Here is a 24819-nt window from a genome sequence, read left to right on the forward strand (position 1 = left end):
GCACGTCGGTGACCCGCCGACCGGTAGGAGCCGTGCACCAGCACGGCGCGGCGTACCCGGGCCGGGCGGTGCGCCGGTGATCGTTCTCCCGGAGGCGTTCGTGCGGGTCACTGTGGACCGCGGAGGCCCGGCCGGCTCGGCATGGCTCTCCACCCTCCCGGCCACGGTGCAGGAGATGGCCGAGCAATGGCACTTCACGCCGGACGATGACCCGCTGTACGGGGGCGTCGGCATCGTCGTCCCGGTGCTGCGCAAGACGACCGAGCCCGCCGTGCCGAAGGTGTCCTTTCCTCGTCCCGAGAACCGGTCCGAGCCGGACGCGCTCTCGGTCTGGGGCGGGCGTGGAGCGGTCCTGCTGCACGAGCGGGACGACGACCGGTTCGCCATGCTCCTGGAGCGGGCGCACCCCACGACGCTGGCCCAGGCCGCGCAGGGCGACGAGGTGGCGGCGATCGCGGGGAGCGTCAGCCGTCGCCTCGCCGTCCCCGCGCCCGCCGGACTGCCCCGGCTTCAAGACCGGGGCCGCCGGGTGGGAGGAGCAACTACGCCGGGAAGCCCCGGACTTCCCCGACACCCTGCCGTCCCGGACAGTGCAGGCCGCGATCGCGACGGTCAGGTGGGCGGGCTGCTCCCGGGCGTTACGCTCGGCCCTGGCACCGCGGAGCCGGGCTCGGTGCCGCAGTGCTGTGAAGTCCGGCCTGCTGTCCTGCCAGACCACCAGCTCGGCGTCGACGACCGCCTCGACGCCGAGGGCGGCCGCGGCCCGGGTGATGTCCGGGTAGGCCTGGCCAAGATCGGCGCCGCGCCGGGACTGGAGGTACGGCTTGAGGCCGGTGAACACGAGCACGCGGAATCCGTCCGCCTTCTGCTCGAACAGCCGGGGCCGTGCCCCGGGCGACGGCAGAGCCGTCACGGAGCGGGCCAGCATCGGCTCGACCGGCGGTGAGAGGTGCACCCTCCACTCCTGCACCCTCCACTCCTGCGCCTTCCGCGCCCCGTCCGCCCACACGCCGCGCGGCTCACCTGCAGTTCGGCACTCGGGCGGGAGGTGCTCGGTGGCCGGCCCCGGCCCGCGGCTGACGAACGACGGTGGCTGCCGGCCATCCTGGGCTCGGAGCCAGAGGTGGCGCGGCCCGGGCCCGGGCCACTGCTGTCGCTGGCCTGTCAGATCCGGCGTCTAGGCTGCCGTTGCAAAGATCGATCAAGGAGCAGGGCAGTGCGAATAGAGCGTCATCAGGTGGGCGGGGCGGCCGTGTCGGCAGCGCGCGACGACTTCACGAACCGCATCGGGGGCCAGGTGCGGTCCATGTCCAGGGCCGGCCGGATCACCACCTACGAGTGGCAGTCGATCGCCGACGAGTTCCTCGCCTACCTGGGCGCCCTCTCCGTCGAGACACCCGGCCTCGACACTCCGGAGGCCAAGGCCGCCCTCGAGGACGCCTCCGAAGCCGCAGCCGGCGCCGTCGCCTACGCCGCCTACCACCCGCACTGCAGCTTCCAGGTCTTCCTCAACTACGTGAACTTCGGTCTGAGCTACGACCCGGGTGACGACTCCCCCGAGGAGAGCGTCACGACCGGAGAGTGGATCGACGCACTCTGCCTGACGGTCCTCACGGACACGGCGAAGACGCACGGCGAGGCGTTCCATTTCGCCCGCGACAAGTTCGCCGCGCAGGCGAAGGGCACACCGGCCGGCGAGCTCGCCACCGGATTGATGGCCGTGGTCCTGGACGACACCGGCGACGACGAGGAGTACCCGCCGAGCGCCCAGGCCAAGCTCGCCGCCATCGAGGCGGCACTGGACCGCCTCCGTTCCCGCGCCGCGCAGACCGGCGAACCCCTGCCGGACCGTCCGGACAGCACAGCGCTCCGCGCGCTGCGCGCCCTGGTCGCCGAGGACCGGGAGGCCTTCGATGCCGCGCTCGCCGATCTCCTCACCAGTCACGCCGCCCTGCACGCCCCTACGGCCTCCCCGAGCACTCTTCTCCCCCTCGTTCCTCTCGCTCTCGCCGCCCTCGCGTACCGGACATCGAGCTGGGCGCCGGCCGTCCGCACGGACTACCTCCCGTACGCGCTGATCACCGGCTTCGAGAGCCGGGGTCCCAGGGTCGGAGGGTTCGGCCGGAATCGGCGGCCGGACGCGGTCGCCGCGCTTGCCGCAGCCCCGCTGGTGGTGGAGCGGCCCGCTTGTGAGCGCGAGGGGATCGAGCAGATCGAGGTCGTGTACGAGGAAGACCTTCGGGAGGCGCTCACCCCCGTCGACGGAAAGCCCGTTGCCGGCTGGCGTCTCAGTGGTGTCATGGGCGACCAGGAGCGCCTGTTCAAGTGGCGGGCGGGAAACCCCGGCGCCATCACGGACGCCCAGCTCGCGACTCTTCGGCTGGCCTCCCAGACGGGGGCGGCGCTGTTCCGCATCGCGCTGGCGGAGCCGGGCACCGAGGTCGAGGTGACCATCGGCGGGCGCACACTGCGCTACCCGGCCGAGCGGGGTGAGGCAGCCGGTGCCGGGAACTGGCAGACGGCCGTTGCCTTCGCCTTGATCACCGGCGTACGCGAGGACCTCGCCCCGCTGGTCCTCACCGGCCCCACCGTCGCCGGCCCGGACCGCTCCGCGTTCGCCGCGTACCGAGGAGCCCTCCACTCCTACCTGAAGGGCGCCGACCCCGAAGCCGCCGCGCAGCGGGCGCTACAGGAAGCCGAGAAGGCCACGCACTGGGGATTCGCGATGCCCCCGGCCGTGCTGCTGTCACAGCTCGTGGAGGGTGACGAGGAAAGCTTCAACCTCGCCCTGGCCGACGCGCTCGAAGCCCACCGCGCCTACTACCAAGTCGCCGACCGCGCCCATGGCCCGAATGTCTCCGTCGACCTCGACATCCTCGCCCTGGCCTGCCACGCCCGCCGCCGCGGCTGGGCCATCCGCGTCGAGTCCCCCTACCTGCCGCAGGACATCCTGCGGGTCGCCGAGCCCTTCTAGAGCACGCCGCGCACTCGAACGCTTCTGCGGCCCTGGCCGAGGAAGGAGCAACGCCGCCGCCTTCCCGGACGGCGCTCTCCCACGGCCGGGGCCTGAAGCACCTGTCCTCAGGCCCCGCAGGGAGAAGTAGCCGCAACTCCCTCATACTTCACCGCAGTAGAACGTCGATGTCATGGGCAGCGAAGATCTCTAGGAGCACCTCGAAAAAGGCTCCCGTGTCCCTGCCTCGCACTTGGTTGTTGACCAGCCGTGACCTCGCTATGCCTGAGTCCTGCCACTCCAGAGTGAACGGAGGTCTGGCACCAAAGCCTCCTCCGAGGCAGTCGTCCACGGCAGCGAGATTCCACCCGAAGTTCCCGCCGGGCCCGTTGATGGCCTCACCCAGCGCACAGTAGAGGCTGTCCGCATCAACGACCTGCCGGCCGTCCAAGGTGAACACCCGTCCTGGTGCAGCGTCCTCCGGGCGTCCGCGGCGCTGGTACTGCCGTGACCACATGGCCACGGACAACCAGGCTTTCCGCCCTTCCGCGTCGAGCGAGTGCCACAAACCCAAGTGTTCCTTGCGGCGAGCATCCCAGGAGTTCGACCTGACGAAGACCGTCCTCACTCGGGGTGAACAAACCCCTGGCTTCCGCCGCGAAGCCCCAGAATTCGCTCTCTTCCTCGTCGCTCGTCAAGGCGTACTTGCGCTCTTCTCCTGCACTGCCCGCCTGCGTCCACAACACCTCCTGATGAGCGGAAAGCCTACAGAGGGGCCCATCAGGAAGCGTCGACCAACCGACAGGACAGCCCGAGTCGAAAAACACTCACTAAGTAGGTGTTTCTGAAGCCGCTGGTGGCCCGGCTGCGCGTGACGGCGTGTGGAACACCGTCGAGCGGTGCGTCAACCGGCTCAAGCAGTGGCGCGGCCTGGCCACACGAATCGACAAACTCGCCATCGTCTAACCAGGCCGCACTCCACCTCGCCGGCATCCTCATCCGGACCCGACGCTGACCAAAGAGACAGAACTAGCCGACCATCTTCCACGACTGCGGTGTGTTGTAGGCGGAGCCACAGGTCCACAGGGTGAGCCAGGCGCCGTTGTCCACTGAGTTGCCCTTGCCGGTGATGCACTTGAGTCCGTGGTAGGTGAAGATGTGCTCGCCCTCGTCGAAGAACCGCTGCGCCCACGGCCAGGGATCAACAACACCCACTTACGGCGGACGGGACAGCACATACCGGCGCCATCACCCCAGCGTCGGCCGGGAGGACGGCGGCCAGCGCCTGGGCCAGGTCCCCGAATCCGGAACACGCGCGTCGTTGGTGCTGCCGGGGACAGCGGTGTAATCGAACCGGGCCGGCGCAGCCCTTGTCACCGCCTCCCCGGCTCTGAGCCCATCACCGCTCTTCGTGTTGATGGATAACCAACTGCGCCCCGGCTGTGGTAAATCATTCGGTTGCGGGGGGCGGGGTCGTGCCGACCCCGCCCCCCCGTCAACGATGCCAGTTACAACGTCGTCCGCCGCTGACCTGCCGCCCAGATTCCGCGAATCCGCTGCTCAGCGGAGCCCTGTGGGCTCCGCTCATGGCTGTACGCCGACCGCCCCCGCCCGATGTACGGGCCGGGGGCGGTCGGTGATGCCGGTCGCTCGGCGAGCGGGGTGGCTCAGGGCGGCGCGTCGGGCAGGGTGCCGACCGTGTAGGTGTCGTAGATGTCGAGGAGGTCCTCCTCGGCGTCCAGCCACACCCCCGGCGGCATCCAGCAGACCAGGGCGGTCAGCCGGACCAGGGCGGTCAGCGCGGGCAGCCGGTCGGCCTCCTCGGTCGGCAAGGGCTCCGTGCCGGGCCACTCGGCGGTCAGGGCGCGCAGGCAGTCGTGCCGGGCACGGTCCTCGTCGAGGGCCGGACGGTCGTCCGTGACGTGCCAGAGGCCCGCCGTCGGAACCGGTCGGCACGCGGCGACGAGGTGCCGCCGCAGTGACGGGTCCGCGTCCTCCCACGAGGCGGGGAGGGCCAGGCCGGCCAGGGCCGCCGCGGCCTTCTCCTCCGCCTCGGTCAGCCGGTCCCGGGCGACGCCCAGCGCGGTCAGCCCGTAGGGGGGCTCACCGTGCCAGTGCAGCAGGCAGAGCCCCCGCGGACCATGATTCACAGGCACATCTCGTCCCATCCCTTCAGGTACTGCTTGTCAACGCCGGCGTCCTACCCGAACGTTGGTCAGGGAGCTGTGAGCCAGAGGCCACTCGCTGCGCTCAGGACCCATCCGCTCTGCTTGTTGATCTGTGTGAACGCTGCCGGGGTCCACTGATTCGGCGGTGGTCAGCGTAAGGGCCTCCTGGAGTTGGCGGACGGCGTCCTCCGCCTCCGCGTATTCCTCAGGGCTCGGGAGGACAGTGCCGAAGGTGCCACCAAGGCCAGATGGCAGGGCACGCCAGCGCAGGACCGGTTCGAAACCAGGCCAGGCGGCCGCGAGTGCGCGCGACGGCGACAGGACGGCGAGCGTTGCCCGCAGGTGCTCGAGTCCGGCGGACCGACAACGTCGCGCCGGCCGGCCTCGGCCTCAAGGGCGAGTGCGCGGTCGCTCGGCGCCACTTTCCACGCCCGGTCTCGGATCTGCCGTTCAGCATCCTCGGCCAGCACTGCGACGATCCTCCACACGTCCATGCAGACCACTGTAAAGGCACGGGTCCCGGCGCCCGACTCGGTGGCGGCGCCATGACGTCGCCTGCCGCACCTGGTGCTGTTGTTGGGAAGAGACCGGGCGTACCGGGGCGGATATCGAGGCGATGGCAGTCCCCGTCATCGGACCGTCCCTGGCAGCATGGAGCCACTGTCGGAGCAGCCGGATCGGGTGGTGCACGGCTCATGTCCGACCCTCAAGTGCGCGGTACCGTGCCGCACTGAGCGGCGCCGCGGGTGGCGCCCTGCGATCCCAACCGGATGGTCGTGAGGTGGTCCCGCGTCGCCACCCCAGCGCGTAGCCGTCATGGCGCAAGACAAGCACCGGGGCTCCTCTCGGGGCAGGCAATAGGCCGGTGCATCCCAGCTGTTGCATCGGCGTCTCTGTGAGTGCTCCCGCAGCGTGGGAGCACAGCGAATGCGTCAGCGAGCGCGGGGCAGGGTCCGATCTCCTGGCTCGTTGTGGGCACGGTCAAGGGGCGTGGCGCGATGGTCAGCTCAGGTTGTCAGTGGTTCGTGTCAGGCGGTTGAGCCGGTCGCCTGGGATGACCAGCGACATGCGTGCGCCCTCGGCGCCGCAGTGCACGCCGAGGGCTCACCTGGGCGAGACGGAGCGACTAGGCCGTGTTTTTGAAGGGCCCGTAAGGGTCTCATGGGCATTTGACCCCTATACTGCATGCCATGGAGTGCATAAGGATCAGGCGGGCCACTGGGATGGATGCTGAGGGGCTCACAGCTCTGGTGCAGGAGTCCCAGGCGTACCGCGGCCAGTACGCCAGCGTCATCGCCGGCTACCAGGTGACCGCTGCCTACATCGAGCGACATCAGGTCTTCGCCGCAGTCGACACCGCTGGTCAGCTGGTCGGTTTCTACTCCCTGATACTGGATCCCGCCGAGTTGGACTTGGCGTTCGTCTCCGACGAGGCGCAAGGGATGGGCGTGGGCAAGCTCTTGATGGAGCACATGCTCGACCAGGCGCAGAGTGCGGATTTGGCTCATGTGCGAGTCGTGTCAAATCCGCCGGCGGAACGGTTCTACCTCCGTATGGGTGCCAAGCGGGTCGGCGTCGTGGCCCCCACGCCGCCGAAGGTCACGTGGGAACGTCCGGAGCTGCGGTTCGTTGTGAGCCGCCCGCGTGACATCGGCACCGAGGTCACGACCATGCGTTGATCGCGGCGACCCAGATGGTGGCCTCGAATCCGCGCGGTGAACCCTTCTGCGGGACATGACCGCCCTGGAGGTGCCGGCCGCCCATCGGCGCACAACTGCGCCCGGACACTGACCGCCCTGGCCGACACGAGCGGTCGTCAGACCGTCTCCTCCGCAGCCGGCGTCACGAGGCTGACGCGCACGGGGGGGCACCCGGCAGGGCCGACTCACGCACCCCGTGCTGTGCACACCGCGGGTGCGGCCCCCGTCGCGAACCGCGCCCGGCCGTGGACGCCTCCTGGTCGCCGGTGGAGCAGCCGCGCCGGCCGCCGCTGCCATGGCCGACACTCTCGCCCTCACCGACAGCTCCGCGCACCAGGCCAACGCCGCTCAGAGGGCGGTTCGCGCCCTGGTTAGGCGGTGACGGCCCCGGACTTGAGGTCTCGGCGCAGGTGCTGCAGCCGTTCTCGTCGGCGTCCAGCAGTGCTTGAAGGGCAGGGCGCCGGTGCCACCGGGGCGGATGAGGTCGCTCCGGTCGGTGCAACCGTACCGCCCGGAGCAGGCCTGCCGTTGACCGTGAAGCGGCCACATGCGCCAGTGGTCGATCCAGATCTCTCCGGTTGGGAATGCAGTCACCGGTGGAGGCGCGATCTCGGCGCGGGTCGCTGCGGGCTGCGCGTCGGGTTCCGCGGGGGCGCCGTTGCACGACGTCGGCGAGCACCGTGGTCTCCCGTCTGCCGGCGACGGCTGCGACGGGTTCGTCCGGGCCGGCAGTTGCGGCGCTCTGCGCGGGCGGTTGCCCCGGGGCGTGCCGTTACTCCTCTACGGTGTAGCGCAGCTGGGCGAAGCCGCCGCCGACGTCGGCGGCCGAGTCCAGGCGCAGCGGGACGTCCTTGAGCAGTTCGCCGAAGAGCCGGTGGCCGGCGCCGATCAGGACCGGGGCGACGCTGATGACGAAGTGCTGGATACGTCCGGCACGGATGAAGCTCTGGATCAGGCGTCCGCCGTCGGGGTAGACGTGCTTGGTCCCGCGCTTGTCGAGGTCGGCGACCAGGCCGTCCATGTCGCGGTGGACGGTGATGCGCGGGTCGGCGTCCTGGGGCAGGGTGGTGCTCAGGACGCCGACGTGGCGGTCGCCGAAGTGCCAGTTCTCCTCGCCGAAGCCGGCGACCTTGTCGTAGGTGCTGCGGCCCATGATCACGGCGTCGACCGAGTCGAGGAACTCGAAGAAGCCCAGGTCGCCCGCGCGCTCGCCGCGTGAGGTCAGCCATTCGATGTCGTCGTCCGGGCGGGCGATGTAGCCGTCGAGGCTGGTGCCGATGAAGACGGTGGCGGTGAAGGTCACGGGGGTTCTCCTGAGCAGACGGTCATGGTCGTCGTAAAAGCGGTGGGGTCAGCGGCGCCGCTTGCGTGCCCACCGCGAGAAGGGAGGCCGTCTGGCCCGCACGGCGGGCGCAGCGCAAGGCGTGGCAGGTCGGTGCTCGACCGGGGGCTCGTCTTCGTGTGTCAGCGTCGGTGTGAGCTGCTCCCCCGCGCTGCCGCGTCGAGTCGCGGGTGTGCGCTGCGCCATGGACGCGCAGCGGAGGAGATCGTGGAGGTCGAACCGGCCTGGCACGGCGTCATGCTCCGCCGCTGCACTCGTCGTTGAGCGGCAGCGCCGCGAAGGCTCAGTAGCCGACGGTGAAGCGTGCGCGGTGGTGTGTGGGGTGTTCCGCCTCGTCCAGTACGGCCACGGCGAGGTCTTCCATGGAGATGGTGGAGTTGCCGTCGGCGTCCACCAGGAGTTCGTCGGTGCCGACCCGGTAGGTGCCGGTGCGTCTGCCCGGTTCCAGGACGGCGGCCGGGCTGAGGTAGGCCCAGTCGACGTGCCCATCGGCCTGGCAGACCGCCAGTTGTTCGTTGCAGGCCAGGGCGATCGGCCGCCAGTCGGTCGGGAAGCCCGGGTCTTGCACTACCGTGCGTTCCCCCTCGCCCGGCAGGCGCAGGCTCCCGGCGCCTCCGAGCAGGATCAGCCGGACGCCGGTGCGGGAGAGGCCGGCCAGCAAGGCGCGGGCGGTGTCCGGGAGGTCCTGCTCCTGTCCGGGCGCCGGCCGGGTGGCGCTGATCACCAGGTCCTGCCCGCTGCTCAGCGCGGCGACGGTGTCGGGGTTCAGAGCGTCCCCGACGACGTGTCGGGCACCGGGATGGAGGGCCGTGAAGCGGCTCGCGTCGCGGGCGACGGCGGTGACCTGGTGCTTACGGTCGACGGCTTCGGCGACGATCCTGCTGCCGGCGGCTCCGCCGGCTCCGAAGACGGTGATGCGCATGATGCGGTTCTCCTCAGTGGATTCGAATCTGGCCGGCCGAGACCGGGGGTGCGGGGCGCCCGGCCGATGCACGGGACGGGGCGGGTCGGGAGGGAGCGGGTCGGGAGGGGTGAAGCTGGGCGAGTGTCACCGCCGCCAGGGTGAGTGCGCCGCCCAGCAGCTGCGGCACGGTGAGCTGTTGTCCCAGGGCGATCCACCCGAGACTGGCGGCGACCAGGGGGCTGAGCAGGCCGAGGAAGGTGACCTTGGTCGGGGAGAGTGTTCTGATGCCGCGGAACCACAGGGTGTAGGCGAGCGCGGCGCCGATCACGCTCAGGTAGACATAGCCGATCAGGTTCTCGGTGCTCAGGGCGGCCGGCGGGGGTCCTTCGACGAACAGGGCCACCGGCAGCAGGAGCAGACCGCCGGCGACCAGTTGCCATCCGGTGGTCGCCAGCAGCGGGGCCGGGGAGGTCCACCGCTTGCTGAGGACGACTCCGCTCGCCATGACGACCGCACCGCCCAGGGCGGCGGCGATCCCGAGGGCGTCCAGGCGGGCGTCGGCGCGGAGCACCAGCATGGCGACGCCCGCGATGCCCGTCACGCAGGCCAGCAGGGTCCGTAGGGTCAGGCGCTGGCCGAGCAGGACGGCGGACAGGCCCGCCACCAGCAGCGGCTGGACGGACCCGACGGTGGCGGCGACTCCGCCCGGCAGTCGGTAGGCGGCGATGAAGAGCAGGGCGAAGAAGACGCCGATGTTCAACGCGCCGAGGACCACGGACTTCCACCACCAGTCGCCTCGCGGCAGTCGCCGGGTGATGAGCAGCAGGAGCAGGCCGGCGGGCAGGGCCCGCAGCACCGCGGCCAGCAAGGGCCGGTCCGGTGGCAGGAGTTGGGTGGTGACGAGGTAGGTGGAGCCCCAGATGGCCGGGGCCAGGGCGGTGAGCCAGGTGGCTGTCCGCAGGCCCGGTGCTGACGGCAAGGCAGGGGTGTTCATGGTCTTCTCCTGGTCGCGGGAGACAAAAAGGGAGGTGCCGGGGACGGGATGCCTGAGGCGGCGCAGGCGGAGTACCGGAGGCGGCGCAGGCGGGGTCCCTGAGGTGGCAGGGGGCCGGGTGCCTGGGGTGGGGGGCGTGCGTGGGCCGGGGGGGGCGGCTGTGGAGGTGAGCTGGTTTCCGGCCCCCGTGCGGGTGGCGGCGCCCCGACGGCGGAGCAGGTGGTGCGGCGTCCCGACGGTGATGCGGGTGGCGGCGCCCCGACGGCGAAGCGGGTGGCGGCGCCCCGACGGTGATGCGGGCACTTCAGGTGAGCAGGGCGGGCGCGGGTTGTTCGTTGTCAGCCTGCGGCGCGGCTGGCTTCCTCCCAGGAGGCCCAGATCGCTTTGCGGCTGTCGGCGGCTTGCTGGGCGACGTCGTACATGGCGCTGCCGAGGATCAGCCGCAACGGCGGATCGTCGCTGTCGGCGAGGGCGAGCAGGGCCTTTGCCGCTCCGGCCGGGTCGGCGTCCTCGGCGTCGCCCCACATCTGGGCGAGCGCGGTGTGCAGGGGTTCGTAGGCCGGGTGGGCGGGTTCGGTGCGCATGGACGTGTACAAGCCGGTGGTGTATCCGCCGGGTTCGACGATGCTGACCTTGACGCCGAAGGGTGCGATCTCCTGGGCGAGTGCCTCGGACATTCCCTCAAGCGCCCACTTGCTCGCGCTGTACAGCCCGGTGGTTGCGAAGCCGATGACACCGCCGATGCTGCTGATCTGTATGAGGCGGCCTCCGCCCTGGCGGCGCAGGTGGGGCAGGACGGCCTGGGTGACCCAGAGCGCGCCGAAGAAGTTGGTTTCCAGCTGGGCGCGGGCGCCGGTCTCGGTGAATTCCTCGACGGTGCCGCTGCCCATGATGCCGGCGTTGTTGACGACCACGTCGAGCCGGCCGTGCGCCTGGGTGGCCCGGTCCACGGCGGCGAACACCGCGCTGCGGTCGGTGACGTCGAGGGGAAGGGCGTCAAGTCGTCCGGGGTGCTCGGCGACGAGCGCGGTGAGCGGCTCGATCCGGCGGGCCGCCCCGATGACCCGGTCGCCGGCGGCCAGGGCGGCGCGGGTGAGGGCGAGGCCGATGCCGCTGGAGGCGCCGGTGACGAACCAGAGGCGGTCCGAGGTGGTGGTGCGGGTCATGGAATCTCCCAAATCGGCCGAGACGACTCGTCTCAAGCCGTGTGAGTGTGCGTGTGCCAGGGCCTCGGCTGCGCCGGGGCCCGTGCGGCGGCAGGTTGCGCTTCGCGTGATGTCCGGTGTGCTCAGCGGGGGTGCCGGGCGCGGACGACGGCGTGGCCGCGGCCACGGGTGGGCGTCGCCGTGCTGAGCGGGGCGGTCATGGCGAGCGCCGGCGTAGGGGTGCGTGGCAGGGGGACATGTCGTTGTCCTGGGGGGCGAAGGCGGTCAACTTGCGTGCGGACCAACCCTGCAACGCGGTGGGGACGTCAACAAGGTGACATAGTGGAACGCTCGTTTAGCCAGGCTCAATGATCGGGGGGAACAGTGCTGGAGCGGCTGGAACTGGAGGCGTTCTTGACGCTGGCCGAGGAGTTGCACTTCGGCCGCACCGCCGAACGCCTGCACCTGACGACCGGCCGGATCAGCCAGACCATCAAGAAGCTGGAACGCCGCGTGGGGACAGCGCTGTTCGAACGCACCAGCCGCCAGGTCCGCCTCACCACGGCCGGGCGGCAGCTTCACGAGGATCTTCTTCCGGCCTGCCGGCAGATCGAGGCCGCGCTGGAGAGAGCGATCAACACCGCGCGGGGTGTCGACAGCGTCCTGCGGGTCGGCTTCGTCGGCGCCGCCTCGGGCCAAATCGTCTTCGAGACCGCCCAGTTGTACGCCCGGCGTAACCCCGGCTCCCGCATCCTGCCCAGGGAACTGCAGATCGTCGACGCGTTCCCCCGGCTGCACGACGGGGACGTGGAGGTGCTGATCGTCTCCCTGCCCCACCAGGAACCGGGGATGGTCAACGGCCCGGTCCTGTTCAGCGAACCCCGGATGCTGGCGGTGTCCTCCCGTCACCCCCTGGCCGGCCGCAAGACCGTGACCCTGGAGGATCTCGCCGCGGTCAGGCTTTTGCAGGCGGCCCGGACAGTTCCCGACTACTGGCGCACAGCACGCACACCCCTGCGGACCCCCGCTGGCAAGCCCATCGAACGCGGCCCCGAGTTCGGGACCTTCCATGAGGCACTGCTCCTGATCGGTGCCGGCCAGGGCGCCTTCGTGGTGGGCGCCCAGGCCGTCCGCTACTACTCCCGCTCCGACGTGACCTACATCCCGTTCAGCGACGCACCGCCCCTGAAGTGGATCTCCACCTGGCTCGCCTCCCCCACCCCGGCCACCACAGCCCACATCCTCTCCTTCAACAGGGCAGCCCAAGACGTCGTCACCCGCATCCGCCTCACCGCCGACACCTCCCCGCTTGACGCGGTCCCCTGACGCCGCTCCTCCGCCCGTAACCGAGGTCAGCAGGTGCGCGGCGCGGTCCGGCCGGCGAAGCGGCCCGCGAGCTAAGCTGCTGGCCAAGTACGCCGACGTCGACAAGTGGCACCTGATCGAGCAGCAGTACGACCAGATGGCCAAGTACGCCACCGCCCTTCGCCTGGGCACCGCTGAGGCCGAGCAGGTGCTGCGGCGCTTCACTCGCGGCGGCCTCAAGCACCCCACCTACTCCGCGCTAGAAGAACTCGGCCGCGCCGTACGCACGACTTTCGCGTGCGACTACCTCGCCAGCCCCGGCCTGCGCCGCGAGATCCCCAGTGGGCTCCAGGTCGTGGAGAACTGGAACAGCGCGAACATCGTCCTGCACTACGGCAAGGACGGCGCCCTGACCGGCCCGGACAAGGAACACGCCGAGACCTCGATGCTCGCGCTGCACGTACTCCAGTCCGCCCTGGTGCACGTCAACACCCTGCTGTTGCAGCAGGTCCTCGCCGAACCGGCCTGGGCGAAGAAGCTGTCCGACGAGGACCGGCGAGGGCTGACTGCGCTGTTCTGGTCGAACATCAACCCGTACGGCACCTTCCGCCTCGACATGGACAAGCGGCTCGACCTGCTGCCTGCCCCGGTGCCCGGGCCGCGCCGGGCGGCGGATGACGGCGTTCAAGCAGCAGGCTCGGCATCCGGCCGCTGAACCGGAGCAACACCGCCGCCCGCGTCGTGACCACCCGCAACCTTCCATGGACGTGATCCACGCGGGAGCATCCTGGTATCGGTGGACGGGGGGCAGACCATGGGGCGTAGCCGGGGTGCGTGGGCCGGGTCGGCGGTAGCGGGAGCAGCCGCAGTGGTGGCGGCTGTGCTGGGGCCGGTGACCAACTACGCCAGTGCGGCGGTGCCTGGCTGGGCGGCGCAGGCGTGGGTGATCTGGCTGGTGTTCGCCGTGCTGGTGGCGGTCAGCATCGGGCTGTTGCTGTGGGGCCGACATCTGGATGCCGCAGCAAGGCCCCCGGCGCGGCTGGCACCGGTGAGCCGACTGGCCCGGGGCCAGCAGACTTCGTTACGCCCCCCACATGTTCAGCACGTGCGGGGGCGTGAGGGCGAACTCGCGGTGCTGGCAGGCATGCTGCGGCGGCCACAAGGCCGGTTCGCGGTGCTGTGCGCGGTCGGCGGGATGGGCAAGACAACGGTGGCCGCGCAACTGGCCACCCAGGCCGAGTCGGCGGGCTGGCGAGTGTTTTGGGTGCGCTGGCGCGACGGTGCCGAGCTGGCGCAGCAGATGGTGCAGGCGGCGCTGGCCTGCGGCCTTCCAGAGGCAGAGCTGGAGGCCGCGCGAGCGGGGCAGGCGAGCCTGCCGGATGTGGTCTGGCGACACTTGGGCCGGGTGCGGCAGTGGCTGCTGGTGGTGGACAACGCCGACGAGCCGCACGAGATCGGCCCGGCAGGGGAGCCGGTGGCCGACTATCGCGGCTGGATCCGTCCGTACGGCCGGGGCCTGCTGGTGGTGACCAGCCGGGATGGCAGCGAGCAGACCTGGGGTCCGTGCGCACGGCTGCTGCCACTGGAGCCGCTGCCGGTGCGGCCTGCGGGGCAGGTCCTGCTGGACGCTGCTCCCGCAGCCGGCACCGCCGAGCAGGCCCGGGAGCTGGCGGCGCGATTGGGCGGGCTGCCACTGGCGTTGCACGCGGCCGGCACCTATCTGGCCGGACCGACCAGCCGCTACCGCACCTTTGCCGCCTACCGCCAGGCCCTGGAACAGGAACTGCGGTTCTTGTTGGGAGCGGCGCACCCGAACGCCTCCCATCCGCAGGTCGCCCGCGCCGTGGTGCGGCACACCTGGGAGGTTTCCTTGGATCAGCTCGCCGGGGAGGGCAACGCTTTGGCCCGCCCTGTGTTGCGACTGCTGGCCCTGCTGGCTCAGGCCCCCGTCCCACTGTCCCTGATCACCCCGGACCTGCTATCCGTCGTCACCGGACACGACGTCACCGCGGTGGCCCTGGAGGCCGCGTTCGCCGGCCTGCACCGCTACGGTCTCCTCGGCCTGCCCCACTCTCCCGGCAGCACCGGCCCGGCGTCGGGCGGCAGTGAGGGGGCGCAGGCGGTGCTGCATCCCCTGATCCGAGAGATCAACGCTGTCGCCCTCACGGCCGAGACCTCCGATCTCGCCGTGTGGCACCAGGCCCTTGCCGAGCGGCTGACCACGGCCGTGCACGAGGCCAGCCAGCGCGGGCGCGCTGGTTGGCCCGCAGCCGTGCTCCTCGCCCCCCACCTGCCGCTGCTGCTCGACTATGCGGACCCGCGCACTGCCACACACCACCGCACCACTCTCAACGACCTGGCGCAGGTGCTGCAGAAGGCCGGCGCTTTCGGTGCGGCGCGCCTGCTGCATGAACGGGTCCTCGACGTCGAGACCCGCATGCTGGGCCCCGAGCACCCCGATACCTTGACCAGCCGCAACAACCTGGGCAATGCCTTGTTCGGAATGGGAGAGCCGGCCGAGGCGATACGCCTGCTCCGGCAGACCCTGGAGGACCGTACCCGAGTCCTGGGCCCCGAGCACCCCGATACCCTGACCAGCCGCAATGACCTCGCATGCGCTTTGGACGGGACGGGTGAGCATGCCGAGGCGGTAGGTCTGCTGCGGCGGACCCTCAACGACCGTACCCGTGTCCTGGGCCCCGAGCACCCGCATACCCTGGCCAGCCGGGACAGCCTCGGTCTCGCGCTGGACGGGATGGGCGAGCACGCACAAGCAGTGCGCATGCACCGGAGCACCCTCGACGACCGCATCCGTGTCCTGGGTCCCGAGCACCACCTCACCCTGCTCAGCCGTCACAACCTCGCCAGCGCCCTGACCAGGGCGGGTGAGCAGACGGAAGCGATACAGCTGCTGCGGCAGGCGCTCAACGACCACGCCCGCATTCTGGGCGACGAGCATCCGCACACGCTGGCCAGCCGGGACAGCCTCGGTCTCGCGCTGGACGGGATGGGCGAGCACGCACAAGCAGTGCGCATGCACCGGAGCACCCTCGACGACCGCACCCGCATCCTGAGCCCCGAGCACCCGGATACCCTTGCCAGTCGCCACAACCTTGCTCTCGCTTTGACCAGTGCAGGTGAGCAGGCCGAGGCGATAGACCTGCTGCGCCGAACCCTCGACGACCGCGTCCGCATCCTGGGCGACGAGCACACGCATACCTTGAGCACCCGAAACGCGCTGGAGACAGCGCTGGCCATGTCCACCCAACGGCCACAGAGCCGGTGGTGGCACTGGCTGCGGCGCAGGAACGTCGCAGCCAGTGGCGGTTGAGGAGGCCCTGTATCCCCGAGCCGCCGCCAAGTGACAAGTAGCACTCTGTAATTCGTGTTGCATCACTGACGGTCACACGGCTCGACCGGCTCTCCCGCTCCGTGCTGCACCCGGTGACTCTCGGCGCTGACCTGCGCGAGCACGGTGTCGGGCTGCACGTCATCGGGCAGGGCATCGACACCACCTCCACGATGGAGGGCCGGGCCATGTTCGCGATGCTGTCCGTGCTCGCCGAACTTAAGCGCGAACTGATCGTGGCCAACGCCGACGACGGTCTCGACTCCGCGCGGGCCCGCGGCCGGGTCGGCGGCCGTCGACCCGAAGCTCACCGCGGTCCAGGCCGCGCTCGCCCAACGGCTCTACTCGAACCGGGGCCAGACGTGAGCATGCAAGAACGGGTCGGCGTTCCCAGGATCTCCAGGTTGACCCGGCGGAAGCCGGGGTCCACGCGTCGACAGACGCGCTCAACGGCCTCCCCGAGCCGGTCCATGTCGGACAGAAACGACAGCCTCCTCCCCTTCGGCAAATCGGACAGCCGCTGAACACCTGGTTCGTCCACGAGGAGAACCGAGTAACCCGGCATGAACTGAGCGTCGCCGATCACCGCGAACCCCGACTCAAGCCGCCGCAGCACAGTCGGGTTCTCACCTCGCAGGGCAGCCCCGATCCGATCCATCCTCCAGTCACCAGTCATGGCCCCAACCTAGCCACAGGCGCCACCGGGGCCACTGCGGACGCAGCGATGGTCGTTAGCTATGCGCGCAGTCTGCGCCACCCGATCGTTGCTGATCTGCTGGCCCAGGCCGAACCGGTCACGGACGTCACCGTCACGCACAGCACGACCAACCGACGCTACTACTACGAACGTCTCAGAGCCTGGCCGGACGGACTGACCGCCCTGGGGGATTCGGTGGCCGCGTTCAACCCCAGCTACGGTCACGGAATGTCAGTGGCAGCCCAGAGCGCCCTCGCACTGCAACGGCTGCTGTCCTCTGCCGGCATTGGAGACGGACTGGCCGGACGGGCTCAGCGCACCATCGCCCGGACCGTGAACGTCGCGTGGTCCCTCGCCGTGGGACAGGACGTTCTCCACCCCAGCACCGAAGGCGGAAAGCCGAGCCTCGATCATCGGCTCCTACATCGTTACGTCAGCCGACTCTCGTACAACCGCAACAGTTTTGCTCGCAGCGATCGCCGGCCCGCTGCGTCCGCGGCTGACAAGGCCGACGTTCACCCAGGAGGAGCACCAGCGCATGTGGAGCGCAGGCATACTGCTGAACTAGTGCCGCATCAGGGGACGTTCGCCCGGTTCCCGACGAGAGGATCGCCTCCTTCTTTGGCCCGCACATGCGCGGAGTCGAGGACTGGACGAGACAGGCCGGCCAAGTTCCGCTCGTCCAGGAGTTGCTGCAGCACCATCTGATGCAGGCGTCCCCGACTCCAGCGGGAGACCAGACGGCGAAGCGGCGACGTACGGTCGACTGTGAGTCGGTGACCTGGCTCGGCCGCACTGGCTGGGGTCGAGGGTCTCTACCGGGCACGACCTGGTTAGGCTTTGTTCATGCATACGGCCAGGACCAGCGGCGGGGCCGGTGAGCCCCTCATCCTTGACTTGATGGAGCTGGCGGCCGATCCGGGCCTTTGGGCCCGGTTTGCGGAATCGGCCCATCGGATCCTGGCGGACCTGGTCCGTGGAGGTGCCGCACTCGGCTGGGTCGAACCTCCCTCGCCCGACGAGGTGGCGGAGCTCCTCCTCGACCAGGTCGTCCCCGCGGTGCAGGACGGTGATGCAGCGCTGCGTGCCGCTTACATCGACCGTCGGCTGGTCGGGCTGGGCTACTGGATGCGCTACACGCGACCCACCCATCGTGCACACGCCGATCTGGAGAAGATCGCGGTGGATGCCGCTGCCCACGGTCGCGGCATCGGCCGGGCCCTCACCGTCGCTTTGATCGCTGACGCCAGGCGGGCGGGAATCGAGGTCCTCACCCTGGACGCCCGTGGCGACAACACCAATGCCCTGCACCTCTACCGGTCGCTGGGCTTCAGCGAATACGGCCGTCTGCCCGCCTTCGTCGCCGTCGGGGCACGCCGCTACGACAAGGTTTTCCACATGCTGGACCTCCGCCCGCAGCAGTGACCCCACGCCTGACGGCATGGAGGCCAACCGCTCGCACTTCGTGATCGATGATGCCGGAAGACGGCGGTACGCGTGGTGGGGCGGGTTGTTCGAGGTCGAGCCAGTCGGCGTAGTCGTCGTCGAAGCCCATGAGATAGCCGTGTTCGCCAAGATCGACGTTGAACGTCACTTCGCGGATCAGCACGGAGCCCTCTTTCAGCTGAGCGGATGCCCCGCCTTCCGGACACGCCTGGAGGCGGCACATCTGTCGGGCGGTTGGTGTGGTCGCACTCAGACGATCACGTAGCCGGGGTCGTGGTCCATGACGTGCATGTTGCCCCGCCACACGATGACGGCCCCGCCCTGGGTCCTGTCTCGTTGACCTTCACCCAGGTGATCTCCCGCTGGCCGCAGGCAGGTGCGTGCCGCCTTCGTAGGATGAGGCTAACGGCTACTCGTCGCACGAGGTACGTCCGGCACGCTTCGCGTCCGCCGGCGCAGTCCGCGGGCACACCGCCTTCCGGTTGGCCTCCTCCTGCGTACTGTCGGGAGTCGGACTGTGCGTCCCCAGCGCGGCGACCGCCTGCCAGTGATTGACCGTCTCGCCGCCAGTCGGCATGGCCACGGTCTTCAGGTTGTTGCGCCATCGAAGCCGCAGTCGTGACATCGCCGGCGGTGAGGCTGTTCTTGGCGAGCCAGCCGTCGCTGTGCTGCGGTCTACCTGCCAGGACGTCCCGACGCGAAGCGGAGTTCGTGCTCGCTCTTGGTCGAGACGCCCGTGTCGTTCATGGTGCCGGAGCCCAGGTCCCGGCTGGAACCGGCCTGTCGGCTCCCGCGTCGAATCCTCCTACTTTCGCAGGGTCTCCTGCAGGCCGCCGAACCCTTCTAGGGCAGGGTCCCCCGGCAAGACCGCCCCTGCCGGGCCCTCCGCCGCCAAGCCGGCACCCGGCAGCCGTCGTCAGGGCTCCAGCACCTCCAGGGCGCCGGTCTCGGTGTCGTAGCTGCGCAGGGTGGTGAGCCGGACCCACAGCGGTGGCGCCGGCAGCAGCTCGGGTACCCGCCGGCCGGCGAAGGCACCGGCGCGCCGGGTCCGGCCGAGGGTGATGTGCGGGCTCCAGCGCCCGGGTTCGTGCAAGGGGTTGAGGGTCTCGGGCGGGCTGTCCGAGACCACCGCTTCCCACACCCGGCGTTGCATGTCGGCGAGGGCGGAGTCGAGGTCCAGCGCCCAGGCCAGCACGGAGGTGGGCCGCTCGAAGCGGACCACGCCGGTGACGCGCACGGGCAGCGGCAGGGCGGCGGCCACCTCGGCGAGTTCCCAGCGGATCGGTGCGGTCAGCTCCGGGCAAGCGGCCAGAGTGAGGTGCGGGCTGTTGGTCGGTGAGCGGTGGCGCGCCTGACTGGGCAGCCCCGCGTCCGCGAGCCGCCGCCAGGCCTCCCGGACTGCTTGATCTGCCGCCTCGTTCAGCAGAAGCTCCACCGTGCGCACCGCCGCAGCCTACCGGCGAGTCGCCTGCGGTTACGCCGGTCGCCGGCTGTGTTCTCGGGCCGACGGGCGCGGGGTCCTTGGCCTCGTCAGACCGGGGGCTCGCTGAGGGGCGCAGTCAGAGCGTCCAGTCCGGCCGCGAAGTATGGGGCGGAGGGGGGCGAATCCCATGCCGGTGACATGCCGGGCAAGTTCCAGGGACAGCACTCCGTGCGGCCGGGTCCACGCTCCGGCAGCCGTGCCCGGTCCGGGGGGGGCGGCCAGTGCCTCACGGTTGGAGCACCACCTTGCCGATCGTGCCGCGCCGCTCCAGGGCCCGGTGCGCCTCGGACGCGATGAGCCGCTATGCGACCGAGCCCGCCACCGACATCGCCTGAAGCCGACGGAACGGCCCCGGCCGCCCTCCTTGCGGCCGGTGAGGCCGGGGCGCTCCCCCTTGGCGTCCGGACCCCTCCGGCGACGGACCAGGTCTGCTCCAGGGCTTCCCGGCAATCTACGCAGCCGACGGGCACCCGTGAACGGGTGGCCCATGAACGGGCAGCAGTGGATGTGCGAGGACATCGTCGCCATCGAGCCCGCAGCCGAGGACGAGAAACCCCGGTTTCGCCGTCGGAGCAAGCCTTTGCCCGGTACCCGGCAGGACCGGCCCAACCCATCGGCATGGCTGCCGGGCCGTGTCCTGCCGATTCCCGTCCGGCGGCCGGTTCGGCTCAGCCGCCGCTCTTCCGGCGGAACGACCGCTGGTTGGCAGCCGGGCCGTGCGCGCCGCGGACCTTCGACCCGTCGGTGTTCGCAGCGTGGTCGGCGGTGTCCGCCTGCACACCGCGCTTTCGCGCCAGCGCCTCCCGGAACTTGCGCTTCAGGTCGTACTGGCCGTCCTCGTCGGGCGAGAGGGCAGGGCTCTCGACGTCAGCCGACTCCGAACCTTCTTGTGATGGAGACTCTGCGGCCATGGTGACCTCCTGGGCTCGGGCAGTGGAGAGCACAGCTTGTCATGCGTGGACGTGCGGTTCGGCCACCACCCCGATATCGCACTCCTCCACAGCCTGGACAGTGTCAGCGCTCCCGGCCGCCATACCACCCGGCAGCTGTCACGGAGGGGCGCGGGAGCTGCGGCGAGACGGATGACCACGGGGTTGGTGAACAGGAGTTGATGGCGCACGGCGGCCGGGGAGCTCGGGCGGCTGCGCTGGGATGCGGGGTGCGGGGGTGCCGGGGCGCGGTGGATACTGCGGTCTCGGGCTGAGCCGATGTCGGCTGGGCGCTCTCGATCTCTGCATGGGAAGCGGTATGCACGACATCTTCCGGGACGGGGTACGCTCCGCGGTTCGTCTTCTGGGAACGGCGCTGCTGATCGGGCTGGCATCCTCCTGCTCATCGTCGTCGCCCACGCGTGCGTACGCGGTGCCCGACGATGTGTGTGGCACCAAGGTGACGAACGCTGTGCTGGAGTCACTGCTGCCCGAGGGACAGCAGATCACCGCTCAGCCGACGTCCGCGGTCGGCGTCAAGCGTTGCCGGTTCGTGGTGGACGGGAAGATCGCCTTCTCCAGCAGCCTGGAGATGCACGGTGCCGACACCACCGCCCGTGACGTGGCGCTGTCCGCATACGGCGTGGAGCCGACCGACACGGCTGCCGACGGAGGCCACGTCATCTACTCGCGAACGGGAGCCGTGAGCCTGGTCAGGTGCCCCGCCGGCTCGTCGGACGGCTCCGTCTGGGCCACCGCGCGAACCGAGCACGACGTGAAGGCGTCGGACATGCGCCGTTTCATCGAGGCGTACGCGACTGCCGTGGCCAGGGGTGACGGATGCCGGTCACTGCAATGAGGGAGTGGGTGGAACCGAGCGACCGGGATGCCGCACCGCACCCGACGGGCGATCCCGGAACGGCCGGGACCTCGCGCCGGGCGGGCTGCGGATGATGTTCCGGGCGCGTCGCCCCTGCCGCGGCACACGTGCCTGCCAGGGCTGATCAGTTCAGACCCCAGCTTTGGCATGGCGGTGGTCCAGTCGCTGGCGATGGCCCGGCCCAGCGGCGGCGGCCGCGGCGGCGGCGGCGGCGGCGGCGGCGGCGGCGAGTGATCTTGTCGCTCTTCTCAGTACGGTCCAGGGCCCGATCGAGTCAAGGTCGTCATAGTCTCGTTCCAGGCCGCTCGGAGAGCGGATACGTCAGCAGAGGCGGCACTCGGGGCGCCCAGGGGTTCGGAGAGAGGATGACGCATTGGAGATCGTGGTGGACGACCTCTCTGGCCCGGAGATCGCCGGGTTCCTCGCCGAACACATCCAGCAAATGCGGTCTCTCACGCCCTTGGAGAGCAAGCACGCCCTCGACCTCGACAGTCTTCGGCAGCCCGACATCACGTTCTGGTCAGCCGTGGACGGCGGCAGCCTCGTGGGCTGCGGTGCGATCAAGAGACTGGATGCGAGCCACGCGGAACTGAAGTCAATGCGCACGAGGCCGACGCGACAGAGAAGCGGGATCGCCTCCCGATTGCTGGCGCACATCTTGCGCGAAGCCAAAGCCATGGGCTTTACGCGTCTGAGCCTGGAGACCGGCTCGGCGGAGTTCTTCATGCCAGCCAGGAAACTCTACGAGAAGTTCGGCTTCCGCCACTGTGAACCGTTCGCGGACTACCAGCCCGACCCGAACAGTGCGTTCATGACCAAGATCCTCTGAAAGCGCGCGAGCAAGGCCGTCGGTTGAGTACTCGTCCGCATGGCGTCGCCGCAGGAAGGGGTGCCCCCCACTTTGCTGGTGCGTGATCGCCATGGCGTCTTCCCTCTCCCTCCTGAACCGATGGTGCCGAGCATGCACCACTGCAACTGACAGGGCGGGGCCGGCGTTGCCGAGGGGCCGGGCGAAGAGGCGTTGCAGTTCGTCAGGTACGGTTCAGCACCGCCCCGCCCGCGTACCGTGCGGATCCACCCAACTCCTCTTCGATCCTGATGAGCTGGTTGTACTTCGCCGTACGGTCGGACCGGGACAGCGAGCCGGTCTTGGTCTGGCCGCAGCCCGTCGCCACCGCCAGGTCCGCGATGGTGGTGTCCTCCGTCTCGCCGGAACGGTGGGACATGACGACGGTCCAGCCGGCGCGGTGCGCGGTGGTGACCGTGGCGAGGCCTTCAGTCAAGGTGCCGATCTGGCTGACCTTTACCAGGACCGAGTTGCCGACACCCGTGCGGATGCCCTCGCGCAGCAGATCCTCACTGGTGCAGAACACGTCGTCGCCGGTGAGCTGGCAGCGGGCCCCGACCCGGGCGGTCAGCTCCCGCCAGCCGTCGAGGTCGTCCTCCGCCATCGGGTCCTCGATGGAGATGATCGGGTACGCGTCGATCAGCTTGGCCAGGTAGTCGGCGTGTTCGGTGGGCGTACGGCGTACCCCCTCGCCCGAGTACACATACGTGCCGTCCATGAAGAACTCCGACGAGGCCGGGTCCATGACCAGGCCGATGTCCGTGCCCGGCCGGTAACCGGTGCGCTCGACGGCCGCCATGACGAAGTCGAGCGCTTCCTCGGCGGTACGGAGTGCGGGCGCGAAGCCTCCCTCGTCGCCGACGCCCGTGGCGTGCCCGGCGGACAGCAGATCCCGGCGGAGCGTGTGGAAGACCTCGGAGCCCATGCGGACGGCTTCCGCGAAGTTCTCCGCACCGATCGGAGCGATCATGACCTCCTGGAAGTCCAGCGGGTTGTCGGCGTGGGCGCCGCCGTTGACGATGTTCATCATCGGCAGCGGGAGAAGGCGGGCGTCGGCGCCGCCGAGGTAGCGGTAGAGCGGCTGGCGGTGGGCCGCCGCGGCGGCCTTCGCGGCGGCGAGGGAGACGCCCAGGAGCGCGTTGGCGCCGAGCCGGGACTTGTCGGCCGTGCCGTCGAGCGCCACGAGCGCGGCATCGAGTCCCGCCTGATCGTCGGCGTCGCGCCCGACCACCGCCGTCGCGATGTCCCCGTTGACGTGGGCCACCGCACGGTCGACGCCCTTGCCCTGCCAGCGCCCGCGCTCGCCGTCACGCAGTTCCACGGCTTCGCGCGCGCCGGTGGAGGCGCCGGAGGGGACCGCGGCACGGCCGAGGGATCCGTCCGCGAGGAGGCTTCGATACGGAGCCCCCGCCGCCCGGGTGGCCGGCTCAGCAGTTTCGGATGGACCAGACCGGGTCCCAGTTGTAGAAGTGGTTGACCCGGTCCGGGGTGAATGAGTGCAGCACCCTTCCCTGCTGGTCGTAGAAGTACGACGTGACGTTGCCGGTCTGGTTGTCGAAGTAGCCGCCGTCGCCTTGCCAGTTGAACAGCTGGTAGGCGCTGCAGGCGGCGAGGTGGTATTGCCGCCATTTACCCGATGCCGGGTTCCACACGGCCGGGCAGAGGACGCCGTTGCTGCACGGCGCGGGGAACGCGCCCCCCGGGTATTCGTCGTACCCGGCCGCGGGGGCGACGGTGGGCGCGACCGCCTTCACGCCGGCGGGGAGCCTGGGCGCGGGCGGGAGCCGGTGTGGCGCGGACGTCTGGGCGCTGGTGACATCGCCGGACGGTGGGGCGGTCGTTGAGGCGGCCGCTGCGACCGGGACGAAGCCGGCCAGCAGAGCCGTCAGGCCGGTCATGGTGACGAGGAGGCGGTTGACACGCATGGTGGTGGACTCCCTGGGTCGGACGGGCGGAGGCCGGGGCGTGAAACGGGTGCGTGCCGCAGCAGAGCGGCGCGGCCGGATGCGTCCCTCGGTCCGGTGATCGGTGTGGTGCGGCGTGGCGTGGCGTGCGGCGCTGGCCGGCGGATGGGAAGTCGACGGGGACCGTCCGGGCTCGTCCGTCACCGCTCGCGTGAGCGTGCTGCTCCTGTGTCGTTGAGGCGGGAAGGGAGCGGCGCGCGAACGGCGTACGCACTGCCCCGTGCTCCAGGTCGTCGTGTGGCGCCGCCCTGTGCCCGGTCCCGTCCCCGGGCACCGGTATAGCCCGGAAGCGTTGTACGGCATCAGGTGAAGGGCGCCGAACAATCAAACGCCGCACAAAGGGTCCTCGCTCGGGAGACGTTGAAGCCGGGCGAGCAGCGCACCCCCGATGTGGCGGGCGGCGAGGTTGGCCAGGCACCCGTTCGCCCTGCAGGGTGCGGGCGTACCGGCCGGCACCCGGGCGGCCTGCAGCCGGAAGCCGGGGCTGGTGATGAGCTCCGGCAGGCAGCCGGCAGGCCATCGCCTCGACCTCGGCGGCCTGCAGCGGTGTGAACGAGGCGGGACCGCCATGACCGCTGCAAGAGGCCACTTGGGCAAGGAAATTGCAACTTCGACATGGCTCGCAGAGGCAGCTACCTTCAGCTGGTCTTCGGTGGTCGCCACGGTCGCAGAGAGGTACCTGCAGGCTGGGCCGGCTGCGACGGGACGAGTCG

General features: G+C 70.3%; 19 protein-coding genes and 5 pseudogenes. 11 read left to right on the top strand and 13 right to left on the bottom strand.

The genetic code is table 11. From position 1 onward, the window contains the following. Nucleotides 1–175: 175 nt before the first annotated feature. A pseudogene (locus tag ACGFT2_RS06295) lies at nt 176–451 on the top strand (aminoglycoside phosphotransferase family protein); the annotation flags it as partial. A gap of 219 nt (nt 452–670) precedes the next feature. On the opposite strand, the pseudogene ACGFT2_RS06300 reads toward ACGFT2_RS06295, so the two are convergent. After that, nucleotides 671–928 (bottom strand): annotated as a pseudogene (locus ACGFT2_RS06300) (ATP-dependent DNA ligase); the annotation flags it as partial. 309 nt (nt 929–1237) lie between these two features. On the opposite strand from ACGFT2_RS06300, the gene ACGFT2_RS06305 reads away from it, so the two are divergent. Beyond that, on the top strand, nt 1238–2974 hold the full coding sequence (locus ACGFT2_RS06305; RefSeq protein ID WP_393274922.1) for an Imm49 family immunity protein: 1737 nt from the start codon (nt 1238–1240) through the stop codon (nt 2972–2974). A 148-nt stretch (nt 2975–3122) separates the two neighbouring features. Here the strand turns inward: ACGFT2_RS06305 and ACGFT2_RS06310 are convergent, their stop codons facing one another. The 3 genes from ACGFT2_RS06310 to ACGFT2_RS06320 form a co-directional block, all read right to left on the bottom strand. Next, a complete protein-coding gene (locus ACGFT2_RS06310; protein WP_393274924.1) occupies nt 3123–3470 on the bottom strand; it encodes a barstar family protein in 348 nt (115 codons plus the stop codon). Between the two features lie 512 nt (nt 3471–3982). Beyond that, nucleotides 3983–4168 carry a hypothetical protein gene (locus ACGFT2_RS06315; RefSeq protein ID WP_393274046.1) on the bottom strand — a complete coding sequence of 62 codons (186 nt, stop codon included), beginning with the start codon at nt 4166–4168 and terminating at the stop codon, nt 3983–3985. A gap of 452 nt (nt 4169–4620) precedes the next feature. After that, complete coding sequence (locus ACGFT2_RS06320; RefSeq protein ID WP_393274048.1) at nt 4621–5103, bottom strand: hypothetical protein; 483 nt, start codon at nt 5101–5103, stop codon at nt 4621–4623. A gap of 1208 nt (nt 5104–6311) precedes the next feature. Between ACGFT2_RS06320 and ACGFT2_RS06325 the strand changes: the two genes are divergently transcribed. Further along, nucleotides 6312–6800 carry a GNAT family N-acetyltransferase gene (locus ACGFT2_RS06325; RefSeq protein ID WP_393274050.1) on the top strand — a complete coding sequence of 163 codons (489 nt, stop codon included), beginning with the start codon at nt 6312–6314 and terminating at the stop codon, nt 6798–6800. A gap of 793 nt (nt 6801–7593) precedes the next feature. Here ACGFT2_RS06325 and ACGFT2_RS06330 read toward each other — a convergent pair. The 4 genes from ACGFT2_RS06330 to ACGFT2_RS06345 all read right to left on the bottom strand — a co-directional run bounded on the left by ACGFT2_RS06330 (nt 7594) and on the right by ACGFT2_RS06345 (nt 11227). After that, entirely contained in the window at nt 7594–8124 is a 531-nt protein-coding gene (locus ACGFT2_RS06330) for a dihydrofolate reductase family protein (protein WP_393274053.1), read from the bottom strand. Nucleotides 8125–8446: 322 nt separating this feature from the next. Continuing rightward, nucleotides 8447–9085, bottom strand: coding sequence for an NAD(P)-dependent oxidoreductase (locus ACGFT2_RS06335; protein ID WP_393274056.1), 639 nt, complete (start codon nt 9083–9085; stop codon nt 8447–8449). A 13-nt stretch (nt 9086–9098) separates the two neighbouring features. Beyond that, complete coding sequence (locus ACGFT2_RS06340; RefSeq protein ID WP_393274057.1) at nt 9099–10061, bottom strand: EamA family transporter; 963 nt, start codon at nt 10059–10061, stop codon at nt 9099–9101. A 338-nt stretch (nt 10062–10399) separates the two neighbouring features. Then, nucleotides 10400–11227, bottom strand: coding sequence for an SDR family NAD(P)-dependent oxidoreductase (locus tag ACGFT2_RS06345; RefSeq protein ID WP_393274059.1), 828 nt, complete (start codon nt 11225–11227; stop codon nt 10400–10402). Nucleotides 11228–11590: 363 nt separating this feature from the next. On the opposite strand from ACGFT2_RS06345, the gene ACGFT2_RS06350 reads away from it, so the two are divergent. From ACGFT2_RS06350 to ACGFT2_RS06365, 4 genes and pseudogenes are all read left to right on the top strand, one after another. Then, complete coding sequence (locus ACGFT2_RS06350) at nt 11591–12532, top strand: LysR family transcriptional regulator (RefSeq protein WP_393274061.1); 942 nt, start codon at nt 11591–11593, stop codon at nt 12530–12532. Then, nucleotides 12516–13226: a Tn3 family transposase gene (locus ACGFT2_RS06355; RefSeq protein WP_393274063.1), complete on the top strand. Its 711-nt coding sequence runs from the start codon at nt 12516–12518 to the stop codon at nt 13224–13226. The genes ACGFT2_RS06350 and ACGFT2_RS06355 overlap by 17 nt, the downstream gene beginning before the upstream one ends. Before the next feature lie 177 nt (nt 13227–13403). After that, nucleotides 13404–15842: an FxSxx-COOH system tetratricopeptide repeat protein gene (gene fxsT, locus ACGFT2_RS06360; protein ID WP_393274064.1), complete on the top strand. Its 2439-nt coding sequence runs from the start codon at nt 13404–13406 to the stop codon at nt 15840–15842. A 113-nt stretch (nt 15843–15955) separates the two neighbouring features. Next, a pseudogene (locus ACGFT2_RS06365) lies at nt 15956–16084 on the top strand (recombinase family protein); the annotation flags it as partial. 120 nt (nt 16085–16204) lie between these two features. On the opposite strand, the pseudogene ACGFT2_RS06370 reads toward ACGFT2_RS06365, so the two are convergent. After that, nucleotides 16205–16536 (bottom strand): annotated as a pseudogene (locus ACGFT2_RS06370) (diadenosine tetraphosphate hydrolase); the annotation flags it as partial. 867 nt (nt 16537–17403) lie between these two features. Here ACGFT2_RS06370 and ACGFT2_RS06375 point away from each other — a divergent pair. Further along, on the top strand, nt 17404–17982 hold the full coding sequence (locus tag ACGFT2_RS06375; RefSeq protein ID WP_393274066.1) for a GNAT family N-acetyltransferase: 579 nt from the start codon (nt 17404–17406) through the stop codon (nt 17980–17982). A 16-nt stretch (nt 17983–17998) separates the two neighbouring features. Further along, nucleotides 17999–18268 carry a hypothetical protein gene (locus ACGFT2_RS06380; protein ID WP_393274067.1) on the top strand — a complete coding sequence of 90 codons (270 nt, stop codon included), beginning with the start codon at nt 17999–18001 and terminating at the stop codon, nt 18266–18268. A 651-nt stretch (nt 18269–18919) separates the two neighbouring features. On the opposite strand, the gene ACGFT2_RS06385 is transcribed toward ACGFT2_RS06380, so the two are convergent. Together ACGFT2_RS06385 and ACGFT2_RS06390 are read right to left on the bottom strand one after the other, a co-directional pair. Continuing rightward, a complete protein-coding gene (locus tag ACGFT2_RS06385) occupies nt 18920–19447 on the bottom strand; it encodes a 2'-5' RNA ligase family protein (protein WP_393274070.1) in 528 nt (175 codons plus the stop codon). A 707-nt stretch (nt 19448–20154) separates the two neighbouring features. Beyond that, the gene (locus ACGFT2_RS06390) at nt 20155–20397 is read right to left on the bottom strand and encodes a DUF5302 domain-containing protein (RefSeq protein ID WP_393274073.1); all 243 of its coding nucleotides are present in this window, start codon (nt 20395–20397) and stop codon (nt 20155–20157) included. A gap of 490 nt (nt 20398–20887) precedes the next feature. Here ACGFT2_RS06390 and ACGFT2_RS06395 point away from each other — a divergent pair, with 490 nt between their 5' ends. Both ACGFT2_RS06395 and ACGFT2_RS06400 read left to right on the top strand, forming a co-directional pair. Next, the gene (locus ACGFT2_RS06395) at nt 20888–21274 is read left to right on the top strand and encodes a hypothetical protein (protein ID WP_393274075.1); all 387 of its coding nucleotides are present in this window, start codon (nt 20888–20890) and stop codon (nt 21272–21274) included. Between the two features lie 394 nt (nt 21275–21668). Beyond that, the gene (locus ACGFT2_RS06400) at nt 21669–22124 is read left to right on the top strand and encodes a GNAT family N-acetyltransferase (RefSeq protein ID WP_393274078.1); all 456 of its coding nucleotides are present in this window, start codon (nt 21669–21671) and stop codon (nt 22122–22124) included. A gap of 202 nt (nt 22125–22326) precedes the next feature. On the opposite strand, the pseudogene eno reads toward ACGFT2_RS06400, so the two are convergent. Then, nucleotides 22327–23532: pseudogene (eno, locus tag ACGFT2_RS06405) on the bottom strand (phosphopyruvate hydratase); the annotation flags it as partial. Between the two features lie 37 nt (nt 23533–23569). Further along, on the bottom strand, nt 23570–24067 hold the full coding sequence (locus tag ACGFT2_RS06410; protein ID WP_393274081.1) for a hypothetical protein: 498 nt from the start codon (nt 24065–24067) through the stop codon (nt 23570–23572). Nucleotides 24068–24819: the final 752 nt, after the last annotated feature.

Origin of the sequence: Streptomyces sp. NPDC048514 (assembly GCF_043199955.1) — a bacterium.
GTDB lineage: Bacteria > Actinomycetota > Actinomycetes > Streptomycetales > Streptomycetaceae > Streptomyces.